The organism is Burkholderia sp. Ax-1724, from assembly GCF_011752995.1.
GTDB lineage: Bacteria > Pseudomonadota > Gammaproteobacteria > Burkholderiales > Burkholderiaceae > Paraburkholderia.
Genome location: NZ_VWWL01000012.1, coordinates 67,148 through 91,029, shown reverse-complemented (window position 1 = coordinate 91,029; position 23,882 = coordinate 67,148). Strand labels below are relative to the sequence as shown.

Below are 23,882 nucleotides of genomic sequence, written 5' to 3'. Positions count from 1 at the left end.
GCGCTGTTTCGTGCGGCTGGCTCCACGTGCGCCCCGGCCGCCCCCGTTGCCCGATGCGGCGGACCTTGGGGCGGCTTGCCGGGTTCGGCCCGGCTGTCGTTCGGCCTTGCCGCCGTGCCTTCGGGGGCTGCCGAACCGCCTGGCGAAGCCCTGTGGCGCCGGACGGCCGGGAGTGTCACGCACGCCCCGCCGCCCTTGCGTGCCGTTAAGCCGCCGCGCTGCTGCCGCCCTGCTTCGCGTCCATCAACGCGGTGAAGCGGTCGAACAGATACGCGATGTCGTGCGGCCCCGGCGATGCTTCCGGGTGGCCCTGGAAGCAGAACGCCGGCTTGTCGGTCAGCGCGAAGCCCTGCAGCGTGCCGTCGAACAGCGAAACGTGCGTGGCGCGGGCGTTGGCGGGCAGCGTGTCGGCGTCGACCGCGAAGCCGTGGTTCTGCGACGTGATGACCACGCGGCCGTCGTCGAGATCCTTGACCGGGTGATTCGCGCCGTGGTGGCCCGTCTTCATCTTCATCGTCTTGGCACCGACCGCGAGGCCCATGATCTGATGGCCGAGGCAGATGCCGAAAGTCGGGATGCCGCGCTCGATCAGCTCGCGCGCCGCCGCGATCGCGTAATCGCACGGCTCCGGATCGCCGGGGCCGTTCGACAGGAACACGCCGTCCGGGTTGAGCGCCAGCGCGTCGGCGGCGCTTGCTTGCGCCGGCAGCACGGTGACGTGGCAGCCGCGCTCGGCCAGCATGCGCAGGATGTTCTGCTTGACGCCGTAATCGAATGCGACGACGCGGTACTTCGGCGCCATCTGCTCGCCGTAGCCCGTGCCCAGACGCCATTCGGTCCGGGTCCACTCGTAGCTTGCCTCAGTCGACACGACCTTCGCGAGATCCATGCCGGCGAGGCCCGGGAATGAACGCGCAAGCTCGATGGCCTTCGCTTCGTCGTCCGAGCCGGCAAGGATCGCGCCGTTTTGCGCGCCCTTGTCGCGCAGCACGCGGGTCAGCTTGCGGGTATCGATGCCGGCGATGGCGACCACGCCTTCGTCCTGCAGGTATTGCTGGAGCGTGCGCTCCATGCGGAAGTTCGACGCGAGAACCGGCAGATCGCGAATGATCAGGCCGGCGGCATGGACTTTCGTCGCTTCGACGTCTTCGGCATTCACGCCGACGTTGCCGATATGCGGATACGTGAGGGTGACGATCTGGCGCGCGTAGCTCGGGTCCGTCAGGATTTCCTGATAGCCGGTGATAGCGGTGTTGAACACGACTTCACCGATGGTGTGCCCGGGGGCGCCGATCGAATAACCACGAAAGACCGTGCCGTCGGCGAGCGCGAGTAGAGCGGGAGAAAATGACGGCAACACGGGAGACTCCTTGGGGGAACACCCTGTTGCCACCTGTCTATCCGATTGCGAGCCGCAGCGAAACACATCGTGGATGCGCGCGCAGACTCGCTCGCGTGCTGCCGGTGACGCTGCAAAGGGCGCGATGGGTCCATTGTGTGGACGGCTCGGCGGGGTGCGGGGCCCTTCTTGCGACACCAATGGCGCGCGGCGGATGAACGGTAGGGGAGAGGTAGGCGCTAGGGTGCGGGTTGATAAGCTCAAACCTTGGAATTATAGCCTGAATCGGCCCTTCTCTCCAAATCCGAGATAAGACGCCGATCCGGCGAGGCTCCGTTGAAAGATGCCCGGAGCCTTATCCGGCAACGCCTAGCGCCCTCAGGAGCGCGCCTTCGCGCGCCCCGAATCGCAGGCGCATCGGCGGGGCCAAACCTCGAGATTCATTCCCCAAACAGCCCCGCCAGCCGGCTCAGGCTTCCTGCCCGGCATGCACCTCGGCCGGCCGCGTCAGCTTGCGCCCCGGCAGCACGTACCAGATCGCGCTCAGCACCTGCAGCGCCACCAGAATCTCCCAGGCGGTCAGATGCGCGATGGCCGGGTAATGCCCACCGCTCGCCGGCCAGTGCGACAGCACCGCACCGACGCCGATCTGGAAGCCGAAGATCAGCAGGAAGATGATCAGCGTCAGCGTGGTGTTCACGCGGCCGATCATCTGCGCCGGGAAGTGCCGCGCCATCACGGCGTAGCTCAGAATGCCGGTCCCGCCGAAAATCCCGTAAGCCGCCCACAGCAGACTCGCGGGCAGCGGCGCCTTGAACATGATCAGCAACTGCGTGAGCACGTAAAGCGCCATGCCGATGCCGCAGAACGCATACAGCGAGATGCCGCGCCGTTCGAGACTGCGCGCCGCCGCGCCGAAGCCGACGCAGCCGGCCATCATCGCGAAGCCGAGAATCGACACGAGCGCCGCCGCCTCGTGCGGCTCGAAGCCCTGCACGTCGCGCAGCCAGGCGCCGACCCACAGCGACTGCATCGCGTAGAAAACGCCCTGCGTGACGACCGAGAACGACGCGATCTTCCAGAACGCCGCGCTGCGCAGAATATGCAAGGTGCCCTTGAACTGCGCGCCGATGCTCGCCTGACGATGCGTTGCCTTGACGTCCGGCGTGAGCGTCCACAGCGCGAGCGCGACCACCACCGTCAGCACGCCGAGTCCGACGCAGACCGAGCGCCAGCTCGCAAAGCCGAGCACCCACGTGAGCGGCGAACCGACCATCACGCCACCGAAGCCGCCGATCGCCATCACGAGCCCGTTCATCAGCGGCAGACGCGCCACCGGGAAATGCTGCGCGAGCGCCTTGAACGAGGCGCCGAGGCACACGGACACGCCGACGCCGATCAGCAGCCGCCCCACCATCATCACGCCGAGGCTCTGCGCGGCGCCGAATACCGAGATGCCGAGCGCGGCGAACAGCAGCGTGACGGCCGTCACGCGGCGTGCGCCGAAGTGATCGAGCAGCACGCCGGCCGGAATCTGCGCGCCCGCGAAACCGAGAAAGTACAGACTGGTCAGCACGCCGAGATCGGCGGCGGACAGCCCGAGGTCGTGCGTAATGAACGGTGCAAAACCGAGATTGACGCCCCGGAACACATAGGAGACGAAATAGCCAGCGGAAAAGAGCAGAAAGACGCGCAGTTGAGTCGACGACATAAGCCTTGAATCAGAAAACGGAAAGGACGGAACGGCCGACGCGGCCAAAGCACGAACAATAAAGGAAATACGGCAAACGCGCCGAATGGTCTGCACAATGCAAAACGCCGTCACCCGAGGGTGACGGCGCCGGAAGAACACGGTGCGTGGGCAAAGCGCATATCGGGTGGCCATTCATGCACCGCGCCCGCAACGCGGGCCACGGCCGCAAGAGCCGCTGTGGGCCTACTTGCCCTTCTTCTTCGTGCTGGCGGCGGTCTTCGGGTGGCTCGGCGCCGCAGCCTTCGGTGCCTTGCCCGACGTGGAAGCCGACACCTTCTCGACCTTGCCCTTGCCGGCCGCGGGCGCCGCCGGCCTGGCGGCCTTGCCGACCGGCTCGGCCACCTTGACGATGGCCGAACGCGAATGCCCATTCTTCCTGCCGTTGCGCGCTTCGCCATGCGTCTGCGCGACATGCGTGCCGATCTTCTGCACGCCGCCACCCTGCACGTCGGTGGCGATCTTCTCCGGCCCCGGCTCGCTCGGCATCGGCTTGCCGACCGGCACGTGCAGCACGATCACCTGACCGCGCGACACCTGATCGCGATGCGTCTTGTTCCACGCCTTCAGCTGGCCGACCGACACGCCGTAGCGCAACGCGATCGCCGCCATCGACTGATTGCGGCGCACGCGAATCAGCATCTTGCGCGTATCGGGAACGTCGGGCTCCATCGCCAGCACCGCGCTTTCGGCGACGTCGGCGCTGATATCCTCGTCGTCGTCCGAACCGCGCGGCACGACGATCGTCGAGCCCGGCTTCAGGCGCATGCCGACCGGAATCTTGTTCACTTCCATCAGCGTGCCGGCATCGACGCCGATTTTCTCCGCAATCGCAGCCGGCGTCGCGCGCTGATCGACCGTGTACGTGGTCCACGACGACAGCGAACCCGAGTACGTTTTCAGATTGCGCTCGAAGGCGGACGCGTTGTCGAACGGCAGCAGGATCTGCGGCTGCGTCGCGCCGAGAATCACCGGTTTCCTGAACGACGGGTTCAGCGAGCGGAATTCGTCCGTCGACATATTGGCGAGCCGCGCGGCGACGTCGACGTCGATGTCGTGCGAGGTGGTCACCGTCACGAAGTACGGGTGGTTCGGAATCGACGGCAGCGTGAGCCCGTACATCTGCGGGTTCATCACGAGGTTCTTGACCGCCTGCAGCTTCGGCACGTAGTTGCGCGTCTCGTTCGGCATGCGCAGGCTCATGTAGTCGGTCGGCAAGCCGGCCGCCTCGTTGCGCGCGATCGCGCGCTGCACGTTGCCCTCGCCCCAGTTGTACGCAGCGAGCGCGAGCTGCCAGTCGCCGAACATGTCGTGCAGATTCGACAGATAGTCGAGCGCGGCACTGGTCGAGGCGAGCACGTCGCGACGCTCATCCTGCCACATGTTCTGCTTGAGGTTGTAGGTGCGGCCGGTGCCCGGCATGAACTGCCACATGCCCGCCGCCTTCGCGACCGACAGCGCCTGCGGACTATACGCGGACTCGATGAACGGCAGCAGCGCGAGCTCGGTCGGCATATGGCGCGCCTCGAGTTCCTCGACGATGTGGTAGAGGTATTTCTGCGAGCGCTCGGTCATGCGCTGAACGTAATCCGGACGCTGCAGATACCAGTTGAGCTGCATGTCGACGAGATCGCTCTGCAGGTCCGGCATCTGGAAGCCGCGGCGAATGCGGCCCCACAGATCGGCGTCCTGGCTCGTCAACTGATTGACGGAGCTCTGGTCGACATTGATGGTTTCTTTAGCGGTGGCGTTCTTGCGAAGGGCGTCGGCTACGGCTTGCTGGCTGGCGGGGTTATTGGCGGTACTCGTCGTCGGCCCTTGGCTCGCGCAGGCGGCGAGTGTCAGGACCAATAACGCACTTAAGATAAATCGCATGAACGTCTCAGCTTCCACAAGGACTGGAAATTGCAGCCGATAGTACGAAACGTCAACGTTTCCGTCAATCGGAAAATCGAGAAAAAAATCAACCAAATCTTGGGCTTGGCGAATTTTTCCGATTCATCGCATGAGGAACGCCCGAATGCGCGCTGGTTCAGCGGAAGCGATTCTTCCATTCGCGCATCAGCGTGAAGGCCGTCAGGCGATCGGACACCGTTTCGTGCAACTGCGCTTCGAGACTCGCCTGCAGCGCCGGTTCGCCGGCGCGCAGAAACGGATTCACCGCGCGCTCGTGCGCGATGGTGGTCGGCAGCGTCGGCACATGACGCGCGCGCAACTCGCTCGCCCGGTCGCGCCATGCCTGCAGTTCGGCGTTGTGCGGCTCGCACGCGAGCGCGAAGCGGATATTCGAGAGCGTGTACTCGTGCGCGCAATGCACTTCGGTCGCACCGGGCAGCGCGGCGAGCGCATCGAGCGAGGCGAGCATCTGCTGCGGCGTGCCTTCGAAGAGCCGGCCGCAGCCGCAGGCGAACAGCGTGTCGCCGCAAAACACGTGCGGCGTGCCGCGCGAATCGGCTGCCTGGAAATAGGCAATGTGCCCGCTCGTGTGACCGGGCACGTCGAGCACGCTGAATTCGAGCGCGGGTGCCGCAATCGTCACGCGATCGCCGTTTTCGAGACGATGCGTGAGATGCTCGATTGCTTCGCCGGCGGGGCCGTACACCGGCACGTCCTGGCCGTTCAGCAGATCGGCCACCCCGCCGACGTGGTCTTGATGATGGTGCGTGAGTAAAATAGCGCTCAGCCGCCATCCGCGTTGGGCCAGAAAGGCGCGCACAGGCGCGGCTTCGCCCGGATCGACGACGACCGCGTGGTGTCCGTCGGCAACGACCCAGATGTAATTGTCTTCAAACGCCGGGACCGGTACGTACTCGAGCGCATTCATAGGCGACGCATTCTTTGATATGACTGATCGAGCGATTATAGACTGGCCCGCCTGGACCGATTCGCCGCCCGGCCGCTACGTGCTCGAATGGGAACAGACCCAGCTCGACCGTGTGGTGTCGGACGTGTTCGGCTATCATGCGCTGCAGCTCGGTCTGCCCCGGCTCGACGCGCTGCGCGAGAACCGCATGCCGTGCCGCGGCCTCGTGCTCGACGCCGCCAGCGGCGCGAGTGCGCCGTATACGTTTCCGCGCGGCACGCGGCAAGACGGCGGCGGCCTCGGCGCCGCGCAAGGCGACGCGGCCGACCCGGCGGAACTGTCCGGCTTGTCCGCGCCAGCCGGACGCAGCACGGTCTGGTGCGATCTGCTCGACCTGCCGTTCGAAGCGCAAAGCGTCGATCTGATCGTGATGCCGCACACGCTCGAATTCACGAGCGACCCGCACCGGCTGCTGCGCGAAGCCGAGCGCGTGCTGATGCCCGAGGGGCAGCTCATCATCCTCGGCTTCAATTCGCTCTCGCTATGGGGCGTGCGGCAGTCGGTCGGCAAGATGACCGGCCAGCCGTTCGTGCCCGCCGCCGTCGATCTGATCGCCTTCACGCGTCTGAAAGACTGGATCAAGCTGCTCGGCTTCGACCTTGAACGCGGACGCTTCGGCTGCTATCGTCCGCCGCTTGGCAGCGAGCAGTGGCTCTCCCGCTATGCTTTCATGGAAGCCGCCGGCGACCGCTGGTGGCCGATTTTCGGCGCCACCTACATGATCAAGGCGATCAAGCGCGTGCGCGGCATGCGCCTCGTCGGGCCACTCAAGGTCAAGAAGCCCGTGCTCGCCGCCGGGCTCGCGTCCGCCGCCTCCCCGAATACACGCAACCATACCGAATGACTACGAATCACATCGACATCTATACCGACGGCGCCTGCAAGGGCAATCCCGGCCCTGGCGGCTGGGGCGCGCTGCTGCGCTTCGGCGGCCAGGAAAAAGAACTGTTCGGCGGCGAAGCCAACACGACCAATAACCGCATGGAGCTGATGGGCGTGATTGCCGCGCTCGAAGCACTCAAGCGCCCATGCGAGGTGATCGTGCACACCGACTCGCAGTACGTGCAGAAAGGCATCAGCGAATGGATTCACGGCTGGAAAAAGAAAGGCTGGATCACCGCGGCGAAGCAGCCGGTGAAGAACGCCGATCTGTGGAAACGGCTCGACGCACTGGTCGCGCAACATGAAGTCGAATGGCGCTGGGTGCGCGGACACAACGGCCACCCGGAAAACGAGCGCGCCGATCAGCTCGCCAATCGCGGGGTTGCGTCGCTCGCGGAAAGGTAAGGGCCAGCGCCTCGCCGAAGCGCGTTGCCGCAAGGCAATCCGCTTCGCTTGCACCCTCTCCGCTTTTTTTGCTGCACATTTTTTCGAAGCAGGCTAATCCGACATGCGTCAACTCATCCTCGATACCGAAACCACCGGCCTGAACGCCCGCGGCGGCGACCGGATTCTCGAACTCGGTTGCGTCGAACTGGTGAACCGCCGGCTCACCGGCAACAATCTGCACTTCTATATCAATCCGGAACGCGACAGCGATCCGGGCGCGCTCGCGGTGCACGGCCTGACCACGGAGTTCCTGAGCGACAAGCCGAAGTTCGCCGAGATTGTCGATCAGTTTCGCGACTTCATCGAAGGCGCGGACCTGATCATTCACAACGCGCCGTTCGACATCGGCTTTCTCGACGCCGAATTCGCGCTGCTGGGCCTGCCGCAGGTGAAGACGTACTGCGGCGAGATCATCGACACGCTCGCGCGCGCGAAGCAGATGTTCCCGGGCAAGCGCAATTCGCTCGACGCACTGTGCGACCGCTTCGGCATCAGCAACGCGCACCGTACGCTGCACGGCGCGCTACTCGACTCGGAACTGCTCGCCGAAGTTTATCTGTCGATGACGCGTGGCCAGGAAAGCCTCGTCATCGACATGCTCGGCGAAGCGCAAACCGGTGTCGACACGGATGCGCCGCGCGTCGCGCTCGAATCGCTGGAACTCATCGTGGTCGCCGCGAGCGATGACGAAGCCGCCGCGCACGAAGCCGTGCTCGACGATCTCGACAAGGCCGTCAAAGGTGCCAGTGTGTGGCGCTTTGAACCGGCGCCGGCAATCGCAGCCGCTGCGGATGAGCAGATTACTTAAAAAGTACTGGACGAACCCGTCAATCACTGACATAATTTGAATCTCTTCGGGTGGTTAGCTCAGCGGTAGAGCACTGCCTTCACACGGCAGGGGTCACAGGTTCAATCCCTGTACCACCCACCAGTATTCAGCCGAAGCCTCTGGAAACGCATCCAGCGCTGGATTGGAAGCCTGTTCAGGCCGACACCAAGCTTCTGCTAAAACGCAACACGAAAAAGCCCTGCAATCGCGGGGCTTTTTTTTTTCGGGCATCCGAATTTCGTAGCTGATTTTTCATTGCGCGATACAACAATGAGACGAACGCCTCAGCGCTACCTCGATCGCTCAGGGCGCGAGCCTTCCGGTACGATCACGCTGAACACAAACGAAAGGGAGCAATTTGATGTCCGAGAATACCGTGCTGCGCGATCTGTTCGACCGATGGGAAAGCGTTTGGCATGAGGGTCGCTTTGAACTGGTGCCGGAATGCGTTGGTCCGCATTACATTCGACACGACGAAGCCGGTGATCGAACCGTGACGCGGGAAGCATATGCAGCAGAGATTGCAAAAGTGCAAGCGGACCGGCCCGGCATCCGTGTCGTCGTCTACGATCATTCGTTTGAAGGCAATCGTGCATGGTTCCGCTTCGCGTTCAAGTGGACCGATCCTGCTACCGGCGAATCGCGTACCCGCGCGGGTATGCAGTCCTATCGCACCGAGGAAGGCAAACTTGTAGAGACCTGGCTTTCAATGCAACCGCTCGGCTCGACATGGGCGGATACGCCGCAAGAACATTGGACAAGCCCCTCAGCGACCAAATAAGCCCCCCCCCTACTCGACCGGCAATAAAAGCTGAACCGCTGATCTACCCACATGCGGCGCCAGATGTGCATAACGCTCCGTCACCGTGATGGACGAATGCCCCAACAAGTCCTTAACAACGTATAGCGACACACCCGCCATCACCAACCAAGAGGCGAAGGTGTGTCGCAAGTCATGCACACGAAAGTCGTCTATCAGCGCGCGACGGCACGACGCCCTAAAGCCCTTCTGCACCGAAGTGAGCCGAGCGCCCGACACCGTCGAAAACACCCACCGCGGCCGGCTCACATGCCGGCTCACCCAGTCACGTTGATCGCGCAACACGGCCAAAGCAGCATCATTCAAGGGGATAACCCGACGCTTGCCGTTCTTCGTGTCCTGAGGCTCCAAAGTAAAGAACGCCCGCTCGAAGTCCACCTTGGACCACTCCAATTTCAACAATTCGTTTTTCCGGCAACCGGTATGCAGCGAAAGCTTGATGAAATTCGCCAAATGCGGACGACGAGCGTATTTCTTCGCAGAAGCCACCAACTCGCGAGCCTCATCCCGACTGATCCACCGCACTCTCGACTCACCACCGCCGAGCGCCAACCGCTGAACCGGATTAGGCAACTCCAATCGATCGTGCTCCAGGCGAACAAAATTTATAGCCGCAGAGAAGAAACGAAGCTCGCGCTGTACCGTCGACTCGGCAACACCATCTACCCGCCTGACCGCGATATATCCACGCACATCCGCCCGCTTCAGATCGGACACCATGCGACCACCAAAATATGGCTGTAGCCGCTTTAACGAGTACACATCCCTCTGCTTACTACGATGGCTAGCACTCGCCATGTAAATCCCAATCACGTCCTCAAAAAGCATATGTGACGCACCCCGCTGGCAGTTTCGCTAAGCAAAATAACGTCCACTGCGACCCGGCACTTAAACGGACACCCGAAGAAAGAACCATCAACACGTATTACCTGTCGCCATCCAGAACACCCCAATACCCCGATTCCAGAACAACTGGGCGTTCCCGAAGTCAGCCCCGTTCTCATCCACACACGCATACGCGGCCGCCACCGCATCACCCCGACTCGAATCAGCCCCAAGATGCGCGTACGTCACCAGCTCAGGCAAGACGATGCCTCGACTTGTCCAGTACCGTTTCTTGTTAAATCCCACATCCCCAGCGCCCTTGCCAACGTATTTCGCGATATACGTCGCAATCAGGTGACGCATGGCACGCCCCTTACCGCCGAGCTTGCGAAACATACACAGTTGCTTGAAGCCCCTGATGCTGTCGTTCACTGCACCATCCGTACCGTCCTTACCAATCACCGACAGCCAGATCGAGCGCAACAGTTTCCAGTTTTGACGACCATTCACCGCGATATGGATATGCCATGCGCCCCGCTGCTGACGCTCCAAAACAGCCACGTAGTGAAAATCCTGAATCTTCGACAGACGCCGCCGGAACGTATCCCACCACTTCGCCCAAACCTCGATCCGTGTTTCGTTCACACGCGTTGAAAGCGTCAGCATCCGGTCCGCACGAATAGCCTTGCAACGCTGACGGATCATGCGCTTGGAACGCTCGATCGACGTACGCAATGACTTGTCCGCTTTAGCCGATACGTCGCACTCTGTCTCATCCGGCAAAGCCTCACGCTTGCCCCTCACACCGCGCGGACGCAACCGCAGCCCCTGAAAATGCCGCTGCACCGCGACGCTGAATGCCACGACTTCCTGCTGACCGTCCGGAAAGCGCTGTGTGCGCACGATGTATTCATCGCTAAACGGAGAGTACCCAGCCGTATCAGGCAGATCACAACCCGCATTGCGCGCCCGGTTAAGTGCCTGGAATGAGCCCGCTTCATTCAAAAGGCTTTGAAAAGACTGGGAATTCTGACCTACAATAGATTCGTTCACGTTGGATACGCCTATATCCGATGTTGGACCACCGCCCGGAATCGCGACCAACGATTGCCGGGTTTTCTTTTTGCACTTCCCCTTTCCCCTACCTTGCTGCAAGCCCCGTCCCGCCGTCGTTTCCGTTAAGTGTTAGAGGTACAAGTTTAGGCGCGCTGCGCGCGCCTGCCTCTGCGGCCTACGGCTCGCTGGAGGCCGGCGCCCGTGCACGCCACCGGCAGGCCCGCATACGGCGCATATGCACACCGCAGCGGTACTCAGGCGCCCACAAAGGCGGCTTGCAGTGAGAGGTGGCCGCGCTCACCGCCCGCGCCTCACGTTCAGCCACAACGCCGATACCCGCTACTCGGTCCGGGAGGCCGCGCTGAGCCGCGCGACAACCGCCACGACTCCGCAGACACGCCCACGCCCTACCATCGCTACGATTAACGCCCGGACACTCCCGACGCTAGACGCCCGTTATCCGTAGCGCTAAATCTTTTGCACCTGCAGGACAAGCACGACCTCTGTATGCCCTTTGGATGTCGTACGACCATCGAGAAGCGACGGCAGGAACCATTCGTGGCTCTTGGTTTGCGAAGCCTGATCCTGCAGCAGCCCGCCAAGCACGATCACCTCGCCGTCTTTCATGTCGGCCACCGTCTGCAATGAGCGCGTGTTCTTCGTGGGCGAGCCGCTGACACCCGTTGTCGTGTTCACGAAGCTCGAAATCTCCTCATCGATGTTCAGCTGGATCACGTCGCTCAGAACGGTTGGCGTCACGTTGAAGATCACGCCCGCATCCTGATACTCGATCGACTGCACAGGCGTGCCGCTCGCCCCCTGAAAGCTCACGCTCGACACGGTTGGCACCTGCTGACCGACATTGAGCCTGACCTGCTGCCCCGACACGCACCGCACGTTAGGCGACGACAGCTCGCGAAACCGTGAATCCGACTTGAGCGCCGAAATCGCGAACGACAGCCGCCCCGCGTCAAACTGCAGCGCATTCACGTCCGCAGCCGTTGCGCCCGAACTCACATTGAGCCCAACGCCCAGCAGCTTCGAGGCAATGCTGAACCCGGTATTACTGCCGTCCGTATCGTCAACCTCATAGGCCCAGCCGCGCACCACGACTTCACCTACCGCCGTATCGAGCTGCGGCACGAGCTGGCGAACGTCGCGCACATCACGAGCGGAACCAACGATCACCAGCTGATCACCCGCCGAAACGCCAGGCTGTACAACAGGCGTAACTGAACTCATGGGGGGCCGCGCGGCAGCCGTGCCCGATGCAGCCACCGGCATCGAGGCTGACGCCGACGCCGACGACGGATTAGCCGCGGCAGACAGCGCCTGCATCGACACGCGACCGGAGAACAGCGGGTTCACCATACTTTCCAGATACGCCGCACTCCGATGCAATGGCCTGTACACCCATGTCTCACGATCCATCGGCACCACATCGGCAGGCTTGCGTGAGATGTAATCCACGCCGTCCCGCGTCACGACCTGAAAACCTTCGGAATCCAGAAAATTCCGCACGAACTGTTTCAGATCGCCCTTGCCGCTATCGAACTGGAACGACACCACCCGATCATCCTGCAACACGTCCGACGCGATCACATGCGGAATATGCAGCGCATCGCCGTATACCAGATCGACCACCTGCCCCACGTTCACGAATCGCAGATCGAACGCGCCGTTACGAACGTGCGGCAGCGGCTTGACAGACGGCACCGCAACCGGCGCAGCCACGCCCGATGCAGGCAACGGCGGCAACGTCGGAATATCCGCGCCAGCAGCCCGCGCGCCGAGCGAAACGCAGCACAGCAGCACCACAACCGCCCGCCTCATTTCGACACCGCCACGGCCGACGACGCACCCGACCACGACGCAACCCGCCGACCATCGACCACACCCGAAGTCAGCACCCCATCGCCCTTGAAGCCCGCCGAGTCTTCCAGTCGCAAAGCGCCACGACCATTCACCAGCACGACGTATCCACGAACGCCATCCGCATAGCGCCCCGCAACCCGCCAGTCATCCGACGCCACCGCAGACCCCGCAAGCGGCGCAGCCGCCGCCCCCATCGAACTGGACGCCCCTGACGCCCCCGACTTCGACGCATTAACGTGACCAAAACCACCGTGAATGATCCTGAAGCCCGAATAGCCAAGCACAACCGTAGCCACAGTCAGAACCGGCACGAGAAACAGTGACTTCGGAATCACGGCTTTAGGCTTCGTGTGCAGCTCAGCACTCGTATACAGCTTGAACACATCGCGCGGATACCGCCACGAAGTTTTCACCGCGTCACGCAGATTGCTGACGTTATGACACGAATCCCATTCGTAAAGCATCGCCCGGTTCATACCGAACAGGCGCCGCACATGCACGTGCCGCCCGACCAGATCGCGCACCGTCTTGTTCATCCGCTGCGGATTCTGCGTCACCAGCACGAAATCGACGCCCAGATGACGATGCACGTGCAGCTTCTCGATATCCTCAGTCGGCTTCGTGCTGACCGACACCGGAGGCCAGATGCGCTGAACCTCATCAATGAACACGATATCGTTCGGCTCCACATGCTTATGCCACTCGCGGATCCACGGCTCATCGACCATGACGTGATCGATAGCCAGATCCTTCACGCCATCGACCAGCAGCCGTCGCCCCCGCTTCAACTCAGGCAATAGCGACCAGATTGCATAGAGCGACTTGCCACTGCCTGGCACACCCGTTATCAACGTGATCATTTGAGAAAGAACCTTTTGGCCGCAGAGATACCCGTTAGCGCAACCCGCGCCGACACCGCGCCGAGGATGTAGGACACACCCTGGAACACACCGCCGATTGCCAGCACGTTAGCCATATCGGACGGCAGCCCCGACACGCCTGTCGTGATCCAGCTCACGAGCTGACTGAACGCCGCATCGAAACCCACCACCGTCATGACACCCACGCCGAGCGCCACAAGCGCCTGCAGAAGCAACGGCCCCGCAAGAGACATCAACCACGCAGCCAGACCGGTCATGATTTAAGCCCCGCACCGAAAACCAACGCCGCAATAATCCCGCACGTCGCCAGAATGAACGGACGAACGCGCGACATGAAATCGCACTCAGGCTGATAGGAGAACGACAGATCGATACCGAGCACAGAGACATTCACTGGCGAAGGACATACGCCATTCGAAGCGCCAACCGTGACGGGCGTAACCGAAACCGTTGCGCCGCTCGAAGGCAACGTTGGCGCCGTTGCAGAGCCAGGCTGCTGACACGCAATGATCGACGGATCAAGCTGACAAAGATCGGGCGTATCCGACGGAGGCGATCCCGAATCACCACCGGTTCCCGGATCGGTACCACTGCCTGTACCCGGATCGGTACCAGTACCGGTACCCGGGTCGGTGCTCGCAGAAGGCGAAGGAATCTGAAACGGACTACTGGCACCCGAAGGCGCAGTCGCCGGAGAGGCCACACTACCGACACCCGGCCAGCCAGAAGGACTCGCACTCTGAACAGCCCCCGCATCCGCAGACGTTATCGGGTTCGAAGCAGGGTACGGAATACCGCTATAACCCGGTTGCGCAGAAGCCTGCTGCCACAACGCGTCAGCCAAAGCCGCAACGATATCCGGACTCAACGACGCATCCAGATCGGACGAAGGAATCGCAGAGATAGCCGACGACACAGACTCATCGACCGGAGGAAGAGACTTCGTCACCTCATATGCGACACACCCGCCACCACCATCCACATACATACCCGAATCACAACTCCCAAACGGAAACCCATTACCGTCCGAAATCCTCCCCACCTTCAGAGTCTGAACCGTGCCAGCAGCAGGCGTGAACCGGCTCACCACCGTATAGGAACACGATCCACTGCCGTTACTATCAACGTCACAGCCATTTGACGAAACCCCATCAACAACCGGATTATCCGATTGCTGCTGCATGGATTCCTGCAAAAGCGCCTCAGCCGATGAGCCGTAAAACGCGGCACAACTACCCTGACCACCAATTACACAAAAATACGGCGCCCCTGACTGCAAGGGAGAAAACGGACTGGCACTCCCGCCACCCGACGTACCTGGCGTCACATGCGACACCGAAACCGTCCCGTCATGGTTCAATTGCCACGCCGTCAACGTATCCTTACCAAGCGGCGTAGGCTCAAGCAGAAACCCGAGCGGACCAGCCACTTTTCCGAGCACGCCTAGCCACGCAGACGCACCCGCCGCCTCAGCGACATTCGACATGGCGGCATACGTCGCCGCAATAACCGACTGCTCAGCAGAGGTAAAGCCAAGATCAGCAATCTTTTTCGCCGCAATCTCAGCAATCACTTCCCCAACCGAAGGACCGCCGCCAGCAGCCAATGCCCGCGCATAAACAACGTCATGAGGCGCAGTGAACAGGATGCCGAACAGCAGCACGCCACAGGACAGAATGAACGAACCAAACCGCACGCCGAATCCCACGTGTCACCCCGTAAGTCAACCGAAAAGAATCATTCCCGCGCCGTAGCACGTCGCCACCACTATCACCAGTTCGATCCAGTAGCCCACGCTATTCCCCCGCTGAACCCGCAATAAAATCGCGCAGATGACGCAGCCCCCACGCCACCGCCAGCACACCTAACACCGCACCACCAATCGCCAGCCCCGCGCCCGAACCATCGCCACCTGAGCCCGTATCCATCAAATCCAGCCGCATTACCGACAACTGGCCCGCCGTCCCGTCACCCATCACACACGACACCGCCGCACCCCCGGCCAGCACCGACCCCGCCGCAGCGCCCGACGCCGGAGCGCACACCACCACATCGAGCCCTGCACTCATACCCGCCCCGTAAACGAAAAAGCGACGCTCCCCACAAGGAAAGCGTCGCGAACCGTCAGGTCATCCCCCGAACATCAACGACCGAGGAACGTACGAACCATCTTGATGCCCCACGCCACCGCCACCGCGCCGAGAACGGCACCACCGACCGACACCAGCGCCGGCACCACGCTGTCAATCGACGAGGTAATCGGCGACGGATCGAACGCCGGGGAACCCGAGGTTTGCGCGAAAGCACCAGCCGACGCAACCGCAACCGCCGCACCAACCGCAGCACGCTTCGCACTCTTCAACATTGCAAACATTTTTTTTACTCCCTGATTTAGCCCACCGATTAGGATTCGTCCGACCGGGCCAGATTCGAACGGATCAACTTCTTTGGCGGATCGCGCCGCGCCAGCACCGCAGACGCATATCCGACACCCTTACAGACCAGATACACGAACAGCATCACGTTCAGAAACGTTAGCTGTCCTGCAATCTGCTCGACTGAATCCAGTGGAAGACTCTGCATCACCACACCCCACACAGTCCGCCCAGCCTTACAAGACTCGACGCGATCAACACACAGTCACCGCGAGCCACACCAGCAATAAGCCGGTCGTGCCACACGCGAGACCACACGCAGCCCTGACAACCGCATCGAGCCACCATCGCCTTACGCACCGACGCCAGCGCCCGGCTTCGCCACAGGCTTGGGCTTGTTAGCAGGAGCCCAGGACACAATGCGAGGCACCATGCGCCCAGCGTCCTGACCGTAACCCTCACCGAGGCGATACTCGACGAGATACTCGCCACCGGCCTCAACCTGAATTTTTTCGTCAAACAGCGACGTTTTCGCCACGAACGAGCCGTCCACCAGCTCGCCCGATTCCGGGTCCTGATAGCTGGACTCCACGAAGCAATGCAACACGCGCATGTCACGCACCTGACCGGTTTTCTTGCTCGTGATCTTTTCGTTATCGATCTTCAGAACACGGATTTTTTCGTTTGCCATTTTTCATCTACTCCAGATTAGGACTACTACACGTAGTCGATTCACTTTGATTGAACGCCGGACACACCGGCAGATGCCGCACCAGCTACTTCAGATCACTACAGGCACCACAGCCGCCCTTGCGATCCACGCCACACCACTCACACAACTCATCCACCACTTCTACTGACACACACAGCCACTCACGACGGCGAACCTCTGTCGCTCTCGAGACAACCGGCTCAGTTACCTGACCGGTCCAAATGTCAGGCGTCACATAGTCAGCGCTGCATTTAGCCATTACTTCCCCGCTCACGAGCCGCACGAGATTCCACCCAACCCAGCAACCGCACCCAGCAATCCCGCACCAGCAACGCAAAGAAACCGCCGAGAAATGCCGTAAACAACTGAAGCCCCACGACGCAAGGCACCAGCACCACCATCGCGTCATGCACCGAAACCGAACCAAGGTCACGAATCAAGATCGACATATGAACCCTCAAAACCCACTAGCTAACTTTCCCAACCTGATCCTCACGAACGTACTAGGCATAATCGAACAACACTGGCTCTTTGCCCTGTTCGTTGTCGCCCTGGTAATCGCCAAGACCTATTTCGACCTGAAAACTGCCGCCCGACGCGGACGAAACAAGCGAAATCGCCAGAACCGCTAACCGCACCACCGTCACACACGGGGCCTAGTCGCCACAACTACGCCCCGTCGCCCTAACACTTCCTTGCAAATCTTTCAAAACCCCGACGAAATTCGGGGTTTACCTTTTATGCGGTACTGATAGACTGCCGACTTAACGCATACGGCAAAAATTTGCCGTTTTGTCAAAGTCCGGTGCGATTATTTATACAGACTGGCAAATCTGTCAAGAGGCAAAGTTATGACGATTAGCGAATTGCTCGACGCCGCAAAGCGCAAACAAGGCTCACTGGGCGCCGTTGCTAACCAACTGGGCATTGAACAATCGCGCCTGTCCAACTGGCGCAAGGGCGGTCGCAGGCCCGACCCAGCGCAGATCATGCGCCTTGCTGAGATGGCAGGATTACCACCGTTCGAAACACTCGCTGAGATCGAGCAGGCGATCGACGAAAAGAACGCGTCAGTCTGGGCACGCGCCTTGGGAAACCTACGCGCGGCCGGGGTAGCCGCGACCGTGATCCTTGGACTCGCGATCTTTTCGATGCTGACGCCTAAAACCGCACAAGCCGCCGACCACTGGCAAGCTGCCTTCACACGGCAGGGGTCACTGGTTCGATCCCAGTACTACCCACCAGATTCTTGGTGTGTCGATCACCGAAGACTAAAGGGCTGACGCAGCAATGCATCAGCCCTTTTTCTATTGGCCTCTTTGTTTGCTTGCCCTGTCATTCACCAAAAAGCTGTCGAGGCGCGGGCTGTCGCTGTCAATGTCCGCGAACACCGCGATTCCGCATGTTTGCGAGCATCTGGCTGTCCTGATATATTCGGCTCCTGGCGATCCGCCGCGCGCAGTCGCTACGCACATCGACGGATCTTCCGGTTTCTCCATCTCAAACATCACAGGGGGCGTCGCATGTTCGCAGTGCATATCGCGCTTCCTCGTATGGTCTCGCGACCGTCGGCCCGTCCGACGCGACAGTTGCGGCCTTAAAAGCCGCAACGTCGTCGCCGCCGCGGGCCCGCCCCGAAAGGCGCGCCGCATTCATTCCAGACAGCCTGTCGTGTGGTTACCGTGGTTCGTTACCGCGCGGTTAGCGCCTCGCATTCCGGCCTACGTCGCTGTCTCATCTCTTCGCTTCTGACTGGAACCTCGCCACGCGCCTGCGTCGCCGGGTTATAGCAAATGACCAGAAAAAAACTCGACTTTCGCGGACAAGCCTTCAAGGATGTCCTCGGCTTCACCTTCCGTCACTGGGCACGGCAACCGTGGCGCATCGTCGCGATCGCCGCGCTCGCGCTCTGCACGGCGGCCGCGGACATCCTCACGCCGGTGTTCGCCGGCCGGCTCGTCGATGCGATCGCGTCCGGCCCGGCCTCTTCCGAACCCATATGGCATCACGCGCTCGAAGCGTTCGGCGCGCTCGCCGCGCTCGGCCTCACCGCGACGCTGCTGCGCCAGGGCGTGTACTTCAACATCATCCGCTTCACGCTGAAGATGATGAGCGAGATTGCCGCGAGCGCGTTTCATCGCGTGCAGCGCTTTTCGACCGACTGGCACGCGAACAGCTTCGCCGGCTCCACGGTGCGCAAGATCACGCGCGGCATGTGGGCGCTCGATCTGCTCAACGACACGCTGCTGATCGCGCTGCTGCCGTCGCTCGTCATGCTGGCCGGCGCGACCGCGCTGCTCGGCTGGCGTTGGCCGATGATGGGCATCGTGGTCGGCATCGGCTCGGCGCTGTATATCGCAGTGACCGTGTCGGTCTCGCTCGGCTTCGTCGCGCCGTCCGCACGGCTCGCCAATGCATGGGACGGCGCGCTCGCCGATGCGGTCAGCTGCAACGGCGTCGTCAAGGCGTTCGGCGCGGAAGCCCGCGAGGAAGCGCGCCTCGCGCAGGTGATCGGCAAATGGCGGCAGCGCACCCGCCGCACATGGGTGCGCGGCACGCTCAACGGCGGGCTTCAGGGCGGCATGCTGGCCGCGATCCAGGCGGCGATTCTCGGCGTGGCGCTGCTGCTGTGGGTGCGCGGCGAAGCCGGTGTCGGCGACATCACGTTCGCGCTGACGATGTTCTTCATGCTGCAAGGCTATCTACGCGACATCGGCATGCATATCCGCAACCTGCAGCGCTCGGTCAACGACATGGAAGAACTCGTGTCGCTCGAAAGCCAGCCGCTCGGCATCGAGGACCGTCCCGGCGCGGGTCCGATCGCGATCCGCCACGGCGAGATCCGTTTCGAGCACGTGTCGTTTCACTATGGCGCACACAGCCGCCCGCTCTACGACGACTTCTCCATGCGCATCGCGCCCGGCGAGCGCGTCGGCCTCGTCGGCCATTCCGGTTCGGGCAAGACGACCTTCATCAAGCTGATCCAGCGGCTTCACGATATCTCGGGCGGCCGCATCACGATCGACGCTCAGGACATCGCCCAGGTCCAGCAGACGTCGCTGCGCAGCCAGATCGCGATCGTCCAGCAGGAGCCGGTGCTGTTTCACCGCTCGCTCGCCGAGAATATCGCGTATGGACGGCCCGGCGCGAGCCGCGCCGAGATCGAGCGGGCCGCGCGGCTCGCGAGCGCGCACAACTTCATCGACGCGCTGCCCAACGGCTACGACACGCTGGTCGGCGAACGCGGGATCAAGCTCTCGGGCGGCGAGCGTCAGCGTGTGGCGATCGCGCGGGCTTTTCTCGCCGACGCGCCGATCCTGATTCTCGACGAAGCCACCTCGAGTCTCGACAGCGAAAGCGAAGTGCTGATCCAGCACGCGATGGAGCGGCTCATGCAAGGCCGCACGACGCTCGTGGTCGCGCACCGGCTGTCGACGGTACGCGCGCTCGACCGCTTGCTGGTGCTCGACAAGGGCAAGGTGATCGAGGAAGGCAGTCACGACACGCTGATCCGGCGCGAGAACGGCCTGTACCGGCGGCTCTTCGAGCGTCAGGCGCTCGAATTGATCAAGGGTCTCGGCGAGCCCGAACTCGCGCGCGCAAGCGCGGACGCGAAGGCCGATCGGGTCGACGATTCGGACTTGCTGGTCGGTTAGCGGATCACGCGGAATCGAATGAAGAGGCCCGCCGGTCCGACGGGCAACTCAGCCACAACCTGACAACCCGCGCCGCAACCACGGGTGATAGCCGCTATATCACGCCTTCCGGCAAGCCAATGCCGCGCGCCATCCCCGTCGCGGCAAACACCATCAGCACGAGCAGCACGGTCTGGATCACGCTGAAGTGCGCATAGGAGCGTGCTTTCTTCAGATTGGGCGGCTGGCCGCTGCGGACCGACGCGCGCCAGCGCATCAGGCCGAGCATCGACGGCACTTCGAGAATCAGGATCAGCACGAGCAGCGTCATCTTGACGTGAAAAAGCGGCTCGTGGAGATAGTAGTCGGCGCCCTTCTCATAACCGCCGAACGCGCGCATCAGGCCCGTGACGATCAGCACCAGCGCGGAAATGCCCCAGCGAGTGTCCGCGCGAAATACGGAGCGCAACGCAGCGGGCACCGACGCCCGGCGCAACGCCCAGGTGCGTCTCAGAATCGACGCGAGCGCAAAACCATAAGCAAGCAGATGAAGAGCGGCAAGCAACCAGCGAACCAGCATGGCGACTCCTGCGAAAGACGCGATACGATCGATGTATGTCCCACTCGCCCGCGTGCCGGCGGGCGTCATGACTGCATTATCCGCGAAGCTCTGCTCCGGGATGCGCGCATCGGCCACGCGATGTGGTCGATAGCACAAACGTGCAACCTCAGACTTGCCGCAGCGTCGTGTCGAGCGCACGCGCCGCGACGCGATCGCCTTCGGTCGCGAGCGCGGCGCGAAAGACGGTCTGCCGGTTGTGACCGGCGGCCGCGGGCGAATCCCACAGCAACTCGACTTTCGGGCGCACGCCCAACACGCCGCGGGTCAGCGCCGGCGCCGCAGCCGAACCGGCCGGTGCGGCCGGCATCCCCGGCTCGCCGGCCGCACCGAACGCCACCGCGTGCGTAGGCGCCGGCGTCGCGCGGATAGGCGCCCCGCTCGCCCAGCGCACGGACAGCTCGCGCGCGTCGTACTGCCCGACCTTGCGCCGCTCCGCCCAGACGACGACGGTGCGCGTCGCCGGATCGAGCGACACCGCATAGCGGCCAATCGCGAAGCGCCGCGCGGCGACATTGGTGCGCCACAGCGGCAAGGGCCGGCAGATCCAGATCACGGCCGCATAAAGCACCGGCGCGGCCAGCAGCCAGCCATTGGTCGCCGCGACCGCCTGCAACGCGCGCCGCCAGCCGGCACTCGCGACGAACGCGCCGACCGACCACGCGGCGAACAGGAAACCGAGCAAGGCGAACAGGCGCAAGGCCTGACGCAGCCATTGCGGCAGCGGATGGAACGGACGCTCGGCGACGGCGCGCGCGCCCGGCAGGAAGATCAGCAGGAACAGGAAAACGAGGTTGATGCACGCCCACGGCGAGGACGCCATCGACGTCACAGCGGCTGTGAGGTCCATCTGCGACATCGAGAAAAGCCAGCGGGCGGCGAGCACGAGACCGATGGCGCGCAACGTGAAAATCGTTCCGGCGCCGGGCGCAGCATTCGCGCGCGTCTCTTTCGTTCTCGCCAAGGCATCCTCCTGTCCTGTCGTCGGCGGCGCCGCAGCCCAATTTGCGGCACGGCAATTATAGGGATATTACCGAGAGTGGCTCGTTCGCGCCGCGCGGAAAACCGCATTTTGGGTCATTCAATGGCAAAAAACGCGGCGCGTATGCAACAACGCCCCGTCGGCGCGGTGCTGACGGGGCGTTGCGGAGGGCGACAGGCAGCGCGAAGCGTGTCCTGCCGCCGGGTTTTATCTACAGCGAGTCAAGCGTCGCGGCTCGAACGATCAGCCGGCGTTGGCTTCGCGCAGCACCGTGCGATGCTTGCGGCGCAGCAGCTCTTCGTACGTAGCGACGTAGTTCCGCGCCATGACCTTCGACGAGAAGCGGGCTTCGAACGCCTTGCGCACGCCAGCGCGCGGCAGCATGTGCAGACGCTTGAGGGCCGCGACCGCGCTGATTTCGTCTTCGACGACGAAACCCGACACGCCGTTTTCGATCACTTCCGGCACCGAACCGCGATTGAACGCGATCACCGGCGTGCCGCAGGCCATCGCCTCGATCATCACGAGACCGAACGGCTCCGGCCAGTCGATCGGGAACACCAGCGCATGCGCGTTGCCGAGGAACTCACGCTTTTCGGCTTCGCCGATTTCGCCGATGTACTCGACGTGCGGGAGCGCCATCAGCGGCTTGATCACTTCTTCGTAATAGGCACGGTCGGCCTTGTCGATCTTGGCGGCGACCTTGAGCTTCATGCCAGCCTGGCCAGCGATACGGATCGCGCGGTCGAGACCCTTCTCCGGCGAGACGCGGCCGAGGAATGCGAGGTAGCCCGGTTCGACGTCGGGGATCGGCGTGAGCACGTCTTCCGGCAGGCCGTGGTAGACGGTTTGCAGCCAGTTCGCCTGTTGCAGCGGGAGGCGCTGGTTATCGGAGATCGACACGACCGGCACGTCGCTGAACGTGTTGAAGATGGGCTGCAGTTCCGGCAGATCGAGACGGCCGTGCATCGTGGTCACGAACGGCACCGGCTGACGCGCGAATAGCGAGAACGGGTAATAGTCGATGTGGAAGTGCAGCACGTCGAATTCGTCCGCGCGGCGGCGCACTTCTTCGAGCAGCAGCATGTGCGGCGCCATCACGTCGCGGATCGTCGGGTCGAGGCGCAGCGCCTGCGGCCAGAAGGCTTCGAGCTTCGCCGAGGTTTGCGAATCGCCGCTTGCAAAAAGCGTGACATCGTGGCCCTGCTCGACCAGCGCTTCAGTCAGATAGGACACCACGCGTTCCGTACCACCATACAGCTTGGGAGGAACCGCCTCGTGCAACGGAGCGATTTGAGCGATTCGCATAATGACGAACTCCTAGTAAGAAATCAGGCAAAGTACTGCGTTTGGAAAAAGCGACTCGCTTGCTCGCCAGGGCCATCTGGCCGGATCTGCCGGCGCGGGCCTGATTCTTTCGAGGAATCCTGGGATGAATCGCTTGGTAATGAGCCCAGACCAGTGCATCACCGTCCGCGCATGTGCGAGTAAACGCGCATGCGACACCTACGTTGACAAACTGTTAAAAAACCGTCCTAAGCGTTGCCGGGCCGACGAGCACGCATTATCGGCGCTGCCATTCTTGCCGCAGCACAACATTTCAAAGTCTTTACGTTGTTACAAACGCGAAACACTTTGCAAACCCATGTTTTATAAGACAGTTCTAGAGTGACAGCAGGTTTTCGGTCACTCGCGTTTGCGATGTCTGTAAGCTCTCTGCGTCAATCTTGCCGGCGGCCACCGAAGAAATGCCGCGGCGCGACTGAATGCAATCTGTAATTATATCCCGAAATTGTCCGCAACCTGCGTGCAACGCCGGCTCGCTGCCGGTCCGAGACATGGCAGATCGCGGAGGTCCATCGCGAAATCAATCGCGCCAATGCCCGGATTCACAGGGCGCAATCGCTTTTGCATGTTTACAATGCGAAGCATCGGCTTCGCGCAGAGCCATGTTTTTCCGTGTGGCCCGCGCTTTGCAGGCACAACCCGCAA

Annotated in this window: 23 protein-coding genes and 1 tRNA gene; 7 read left to right on the top strand and 17 right to left on the bottom strand. The window is 62.3% G+C overall.

Going from position 1 to position 23,882, the window contains the following annotated elements; genetic code table 11:
- Window positions 1-205: 205 nt before the first annotated feature.
- The 4 genes from carA to gloB form a co-directional block, all read right to left on the bottom strand.
- Complete coding sequence (gene carA, locus F3J19_RS16120; protein WP_167043045.1) at window positions 206-1,360, bottom strand: glutamine-hydrolyzing carbamoyl-phosphate synthase small subunit; 1,155 nt, start codon at window positions 1,358-1,360, stop codon at window positions 206-208.
- Window positions 1,361-1,808: 448 nt separating this feature from the next.
- A complete protein-coding gene (locus tag F3J19_RS16115; RefSeq protein WP_167043043.1) occupies window positions 1,809-3,050 on the bottom strand; it encodes an MFS transporter in 1,242 nt (413 codons plus the stop codon).
- 225 nt (window positions 3,051-3,275) lie between these two features.
- Window positions 3,276-4,964 carry a transglycosylase SLT domain-containing protein gene (locus F3J19_RS16110; protein ID WP_167043041.1) on the bottom strand — a complete coding sequence of 563 codons (1,689 nt, stop codon included), beginning with the start codon at window positions 4,962-4,964 and terminating at the stop codon, window positions 3,276-3,278.
- Window positions 4,965-5,121: 157 nt separating this feature from the next.
- The gene (gloB, locus tag F3J19_RS16105; protein ID WP_167043039.1) at window positions 5,122-5,913 is read right to left on the bottom strand and encodes a hydroxyacylglutathione hydrolase; all 792 of its coding nucleotides are present in this window, start codon (window positions 5,911-5,913) and stop codon (window positions 5,122-5,124) included.
- Between the two features lie 19 nt (window positions 5,914-5,932).
- Between gloB and F3J19_RS16100 the strand changes: the two genes are divergently transcribed.
- The 5 genes from F3J19_RS16100 to F3J19_RS16080 all read left to right on the top strand — a co-directional run bounded on the left by F3J19_RS16100 (window position 5,933) and on the right by F3J19_RS16080 (window position 8,891).
- Window positions 5,933-6,796 (top strand): class I SAM-dependent methyltransferase, encoded by an 864-nt coding sequence (locus F3J19_RS16100; protein WP_167043037.1) that lies wholly within the window; start codon window positions 5,933-5,935, stop codon window positions 6,794-6,796.
- Entirely contained in the window at window positions 6,793-7,239 is a 447-nt protein-coding gene (gene rnhA / locus F3J19_RS16095) for a ribonuclease HI (RefSeq protein WP_167043035.1), read from the top strand. The genes F3J19_RS16100 and rnhA overlap by 4 nt, the downstream gene beginning before the upstream one ends.
- Window positions 7,240-7,342: 103 nt before the next feature.
- Window positions 7,343-8,089 (top strand): DNA polymerase III subunit epsilon, encoded by a 747-nt coding sequence (gene dnaQ, locus F3J19_RS16090; RefSeq protein WP_167043034.1) that lies wholly within the window; start codon window positions 7,343-7,345, stop codon window positions 8,087-8,089.
- 48 nt (window positions 8,090-8,137) lie between these two features.
- A tRNA-Val gene (locus F3J19_RS16085) sits at window positions 8,138-8,212 on the top strand.
- 259 nt (window positions 8,213-8,471) lie between these two features.
- Window positions 8,472-8,891 (top strand): nuclear transport factor 2 family protein, encoded by a 420-nt coding sequence (locus F3J19_RS16080; RefSeq protein WP_167043032.1) that lies wholly within the window; start codon window positions 8,472-8,474, stop codon window positions 8,889-8,891.
- A gap of 9 nt (window positions 8,892-8,900) precedes the next feature.
- On the opposite strand, the gene F3J19_RS16075 is transcribed toward F3J19_RS16080, so the two are convergent.
- From F3J19_RS16075 to F3J19_RS16030, 10 genes are all read right to left on the bottom strand, one after another.
- The gene (locus F3J19_RS16075) at window positions 8,901-9,650 is read right to left on the bottom strand and encodes a site-specific integrase (RefSeq protein ID WP_240158992.1); all 750 of its coding nucleotides are present in this window, start codon (window positions 9,648-9,650) and stop codon (window positions 8,901-8,903) included.
- A gap of 195 nt (window positions 9,651-9,845) precedes the next feature.
- On the bottom strand, window positions 9,846-10,808 hold the full coding sequence (locus F3J19_RS16070; RefSeq protein ID WP_345891039.1) for a hypothetical protein: 963 nt from the start codon (window positions 10,806-10,808) through the stop codon (window positions 9,846-9,848).
- 471 nt (window positions 10,809-11,279) lie between these two features.
- Window positions 11,280-12,629, bottom strand: coding sequence for a type II secretory pathway protein (locus F3J19_RS16065; protein ID WP_345891038.1), 1,350 nt, complete (start codon window positions 12,627-12,629; stop codon window positions 11,280-11,282).
- 11 nt (window positions 12,630-12,640) lie between these two features.
- A complete protein-coding gene (locus F3J19_RS16060; protein ID WP_167043026.1) occupies window positions 12,641-13,546 on the bottom strand; it encodes a zonular occludens toxin domain-containing protein in 906 nt (301 codons plus the stop codon).
- Window positions 13,543-13,824 carry a DUF2523 family protein gene (locus F3J19_RS16055; RefSeq protein WP_167043024.1) on the bottom strand — a complete coding sequence of 94 codons (282 nt, stop codon included), beginning with the start codon at window positions 13,822-13,824 and terminating at the stop codon, window positions 13,543-13,545. Before F3J19_RS16055 ends, F3J19_RS16060 begins: the two co-directional genes overlap by 4 nt.
- Complete coding sequence (locus tag F3J19_RS33095; protein ID WP_167043022.1) at window positions 13,821-15,275, bottom strand: virulence factor TspB C-terminal domain-related protein; 1,455 nt, start codon at window positions 15,273-15,275, stop codon at window positions 13,821-13,823. Before F3J19_RS33095 ends, F3J19_RS16055 begins: the two co-directional genes overlap by 4 nt.
- 88 nt (window positions 15,276-15,363) lie before the next feature.
- Window positions 15,364-15,636 carry a major capsid protein gene (locus F3J19_RS16045; protein WP_167043020.1) on the bottom strand — a complete coding sequence of 91 codons (273 nt, stop codon included), beginning with the start codon at window positions 15,634-15,636 and terminating at the stop codon, window positions 15,364-15,366.
- 74 nt (window positions 15,637-15,710) lie between these two features.
- Window positions 15,711-15,941, bottom strand: a complete 231-nt coding sequence (locus tag F3J19_RS16040; RefSeq protein ID WP_240158989.1) for a major capsid protein — start codon at window positions 15,939-15,941, stop codon at window positions 15,711-15,713.
- A 353-nt stretch (window positions 15,942-16,294) separates the two neighbouring features.
- Window positions 16,295-16,633 (bottom strand): hypothetical protein, encoded by a 339-nt coding sequence (locus tag F3J19_RS16035; protein ID WP_167043018.1) that lies wholly within the window; start codon window positions 16,631-16,633, stop codon window positions 16,295-16,297.
- Window positions 16,634-16,905: 272 nt separating this feature from the next.
- Window positions 16,906-17,103 carry a hypothetical protein gene (locus F3J19_RS16030; RefSeq protein WP_167043016.1) on the bottom strand — a complete coding sequence of 66 codons (198 nt, stop codon included), beginning with the start codon at window positions 17,101-17,103 and terminating at the stop codon, window positions 16,906-16,908.
- Between the two features lie 402 nt (window positions 17,104-17,505).
- Here F3J19_RS16030 and F3J19_RS16025 point away from each other — a divergent pair, with 402 nt between their 5' ends.
- Together F3J19_RS16025 and F3J19_RS16020 are read left to right on the top strand one after the other, a co-directional pair.
- Entirely contained in the window at window positions 17,506-17,937 is a 432-nt protein-coding gene (locus tag F3J19_RS16025; RefSeq protein ID WP_167043014.1) for a helix-turn-helix transcriptional regulator, read from the top strand.
- Window positions 17,938-18,447: 510 nt separating this feature from the next.
- Window positions 18,448-20,310, top strand: coding sequence for an ABC transporter ATP-binding protein (locus tag F3J19_RS16020; protein WP_167043012.1), 1,863 nt, complete (start codon window positions 18,448-18,450; stop codon window positions 20,308-20,310).
- Between the two features lie 94 nt (window positions 20,311-20,404).
- On the opposite strand, the gene F3J19_RS16015 is transcribed toward F3J19_RS16020, so the two are convergent.
- The 3 genes from F3J19_RS16015 to F3J19_RS16005 all read right to left on the bottom strand — a co-directional run bounded on the left by F3J19_RS16015 (window position 20,405) and on the right by F3J19_RS16005 (window position 23,198).
- The gene (locus tag F3J19_RS16015; protein ID WP_167043010.1) at window positions 20,405-20,869 is read right to left on the bottom strand and encodes a DUF2214 family protein; all 465 of its coding nucleotides are present in this window, start codon (window positions 20,867-20,869) and stop codon (window positions 20,405-20,407) included.
- Window positions 20,870-21,017: 148 nt separating this feature from the next.
- Window positions 21,018-21,872 carry a hypothetical protein gene (locus tag F3J19_RS16010; RefSeq protein WP_167043008.1) on the bottom strand — a complete coding sequence of 285 codons (855 nt, stop codon included), beginning with the start codon at window positions 21,870-21,872 and terminating at the stop codon, window positions 21,018-21,020.
- A 261-nt stretch (window positions 21,873-22,133) separates the two neighbouring features.
- Window positions 22,134-23,198, bottom strand: a complete 1,065-nt coding sequence (locus F3J19_RS16005; protein ID WP_167043006.1) for a glycosyltransferase family 4 protein — start codon at window positions 23,196-23,198, stop codon at window positions 22,134-22,136.
- Window positions 23,199-23,882: the final 684 nt, after the last annotated feature.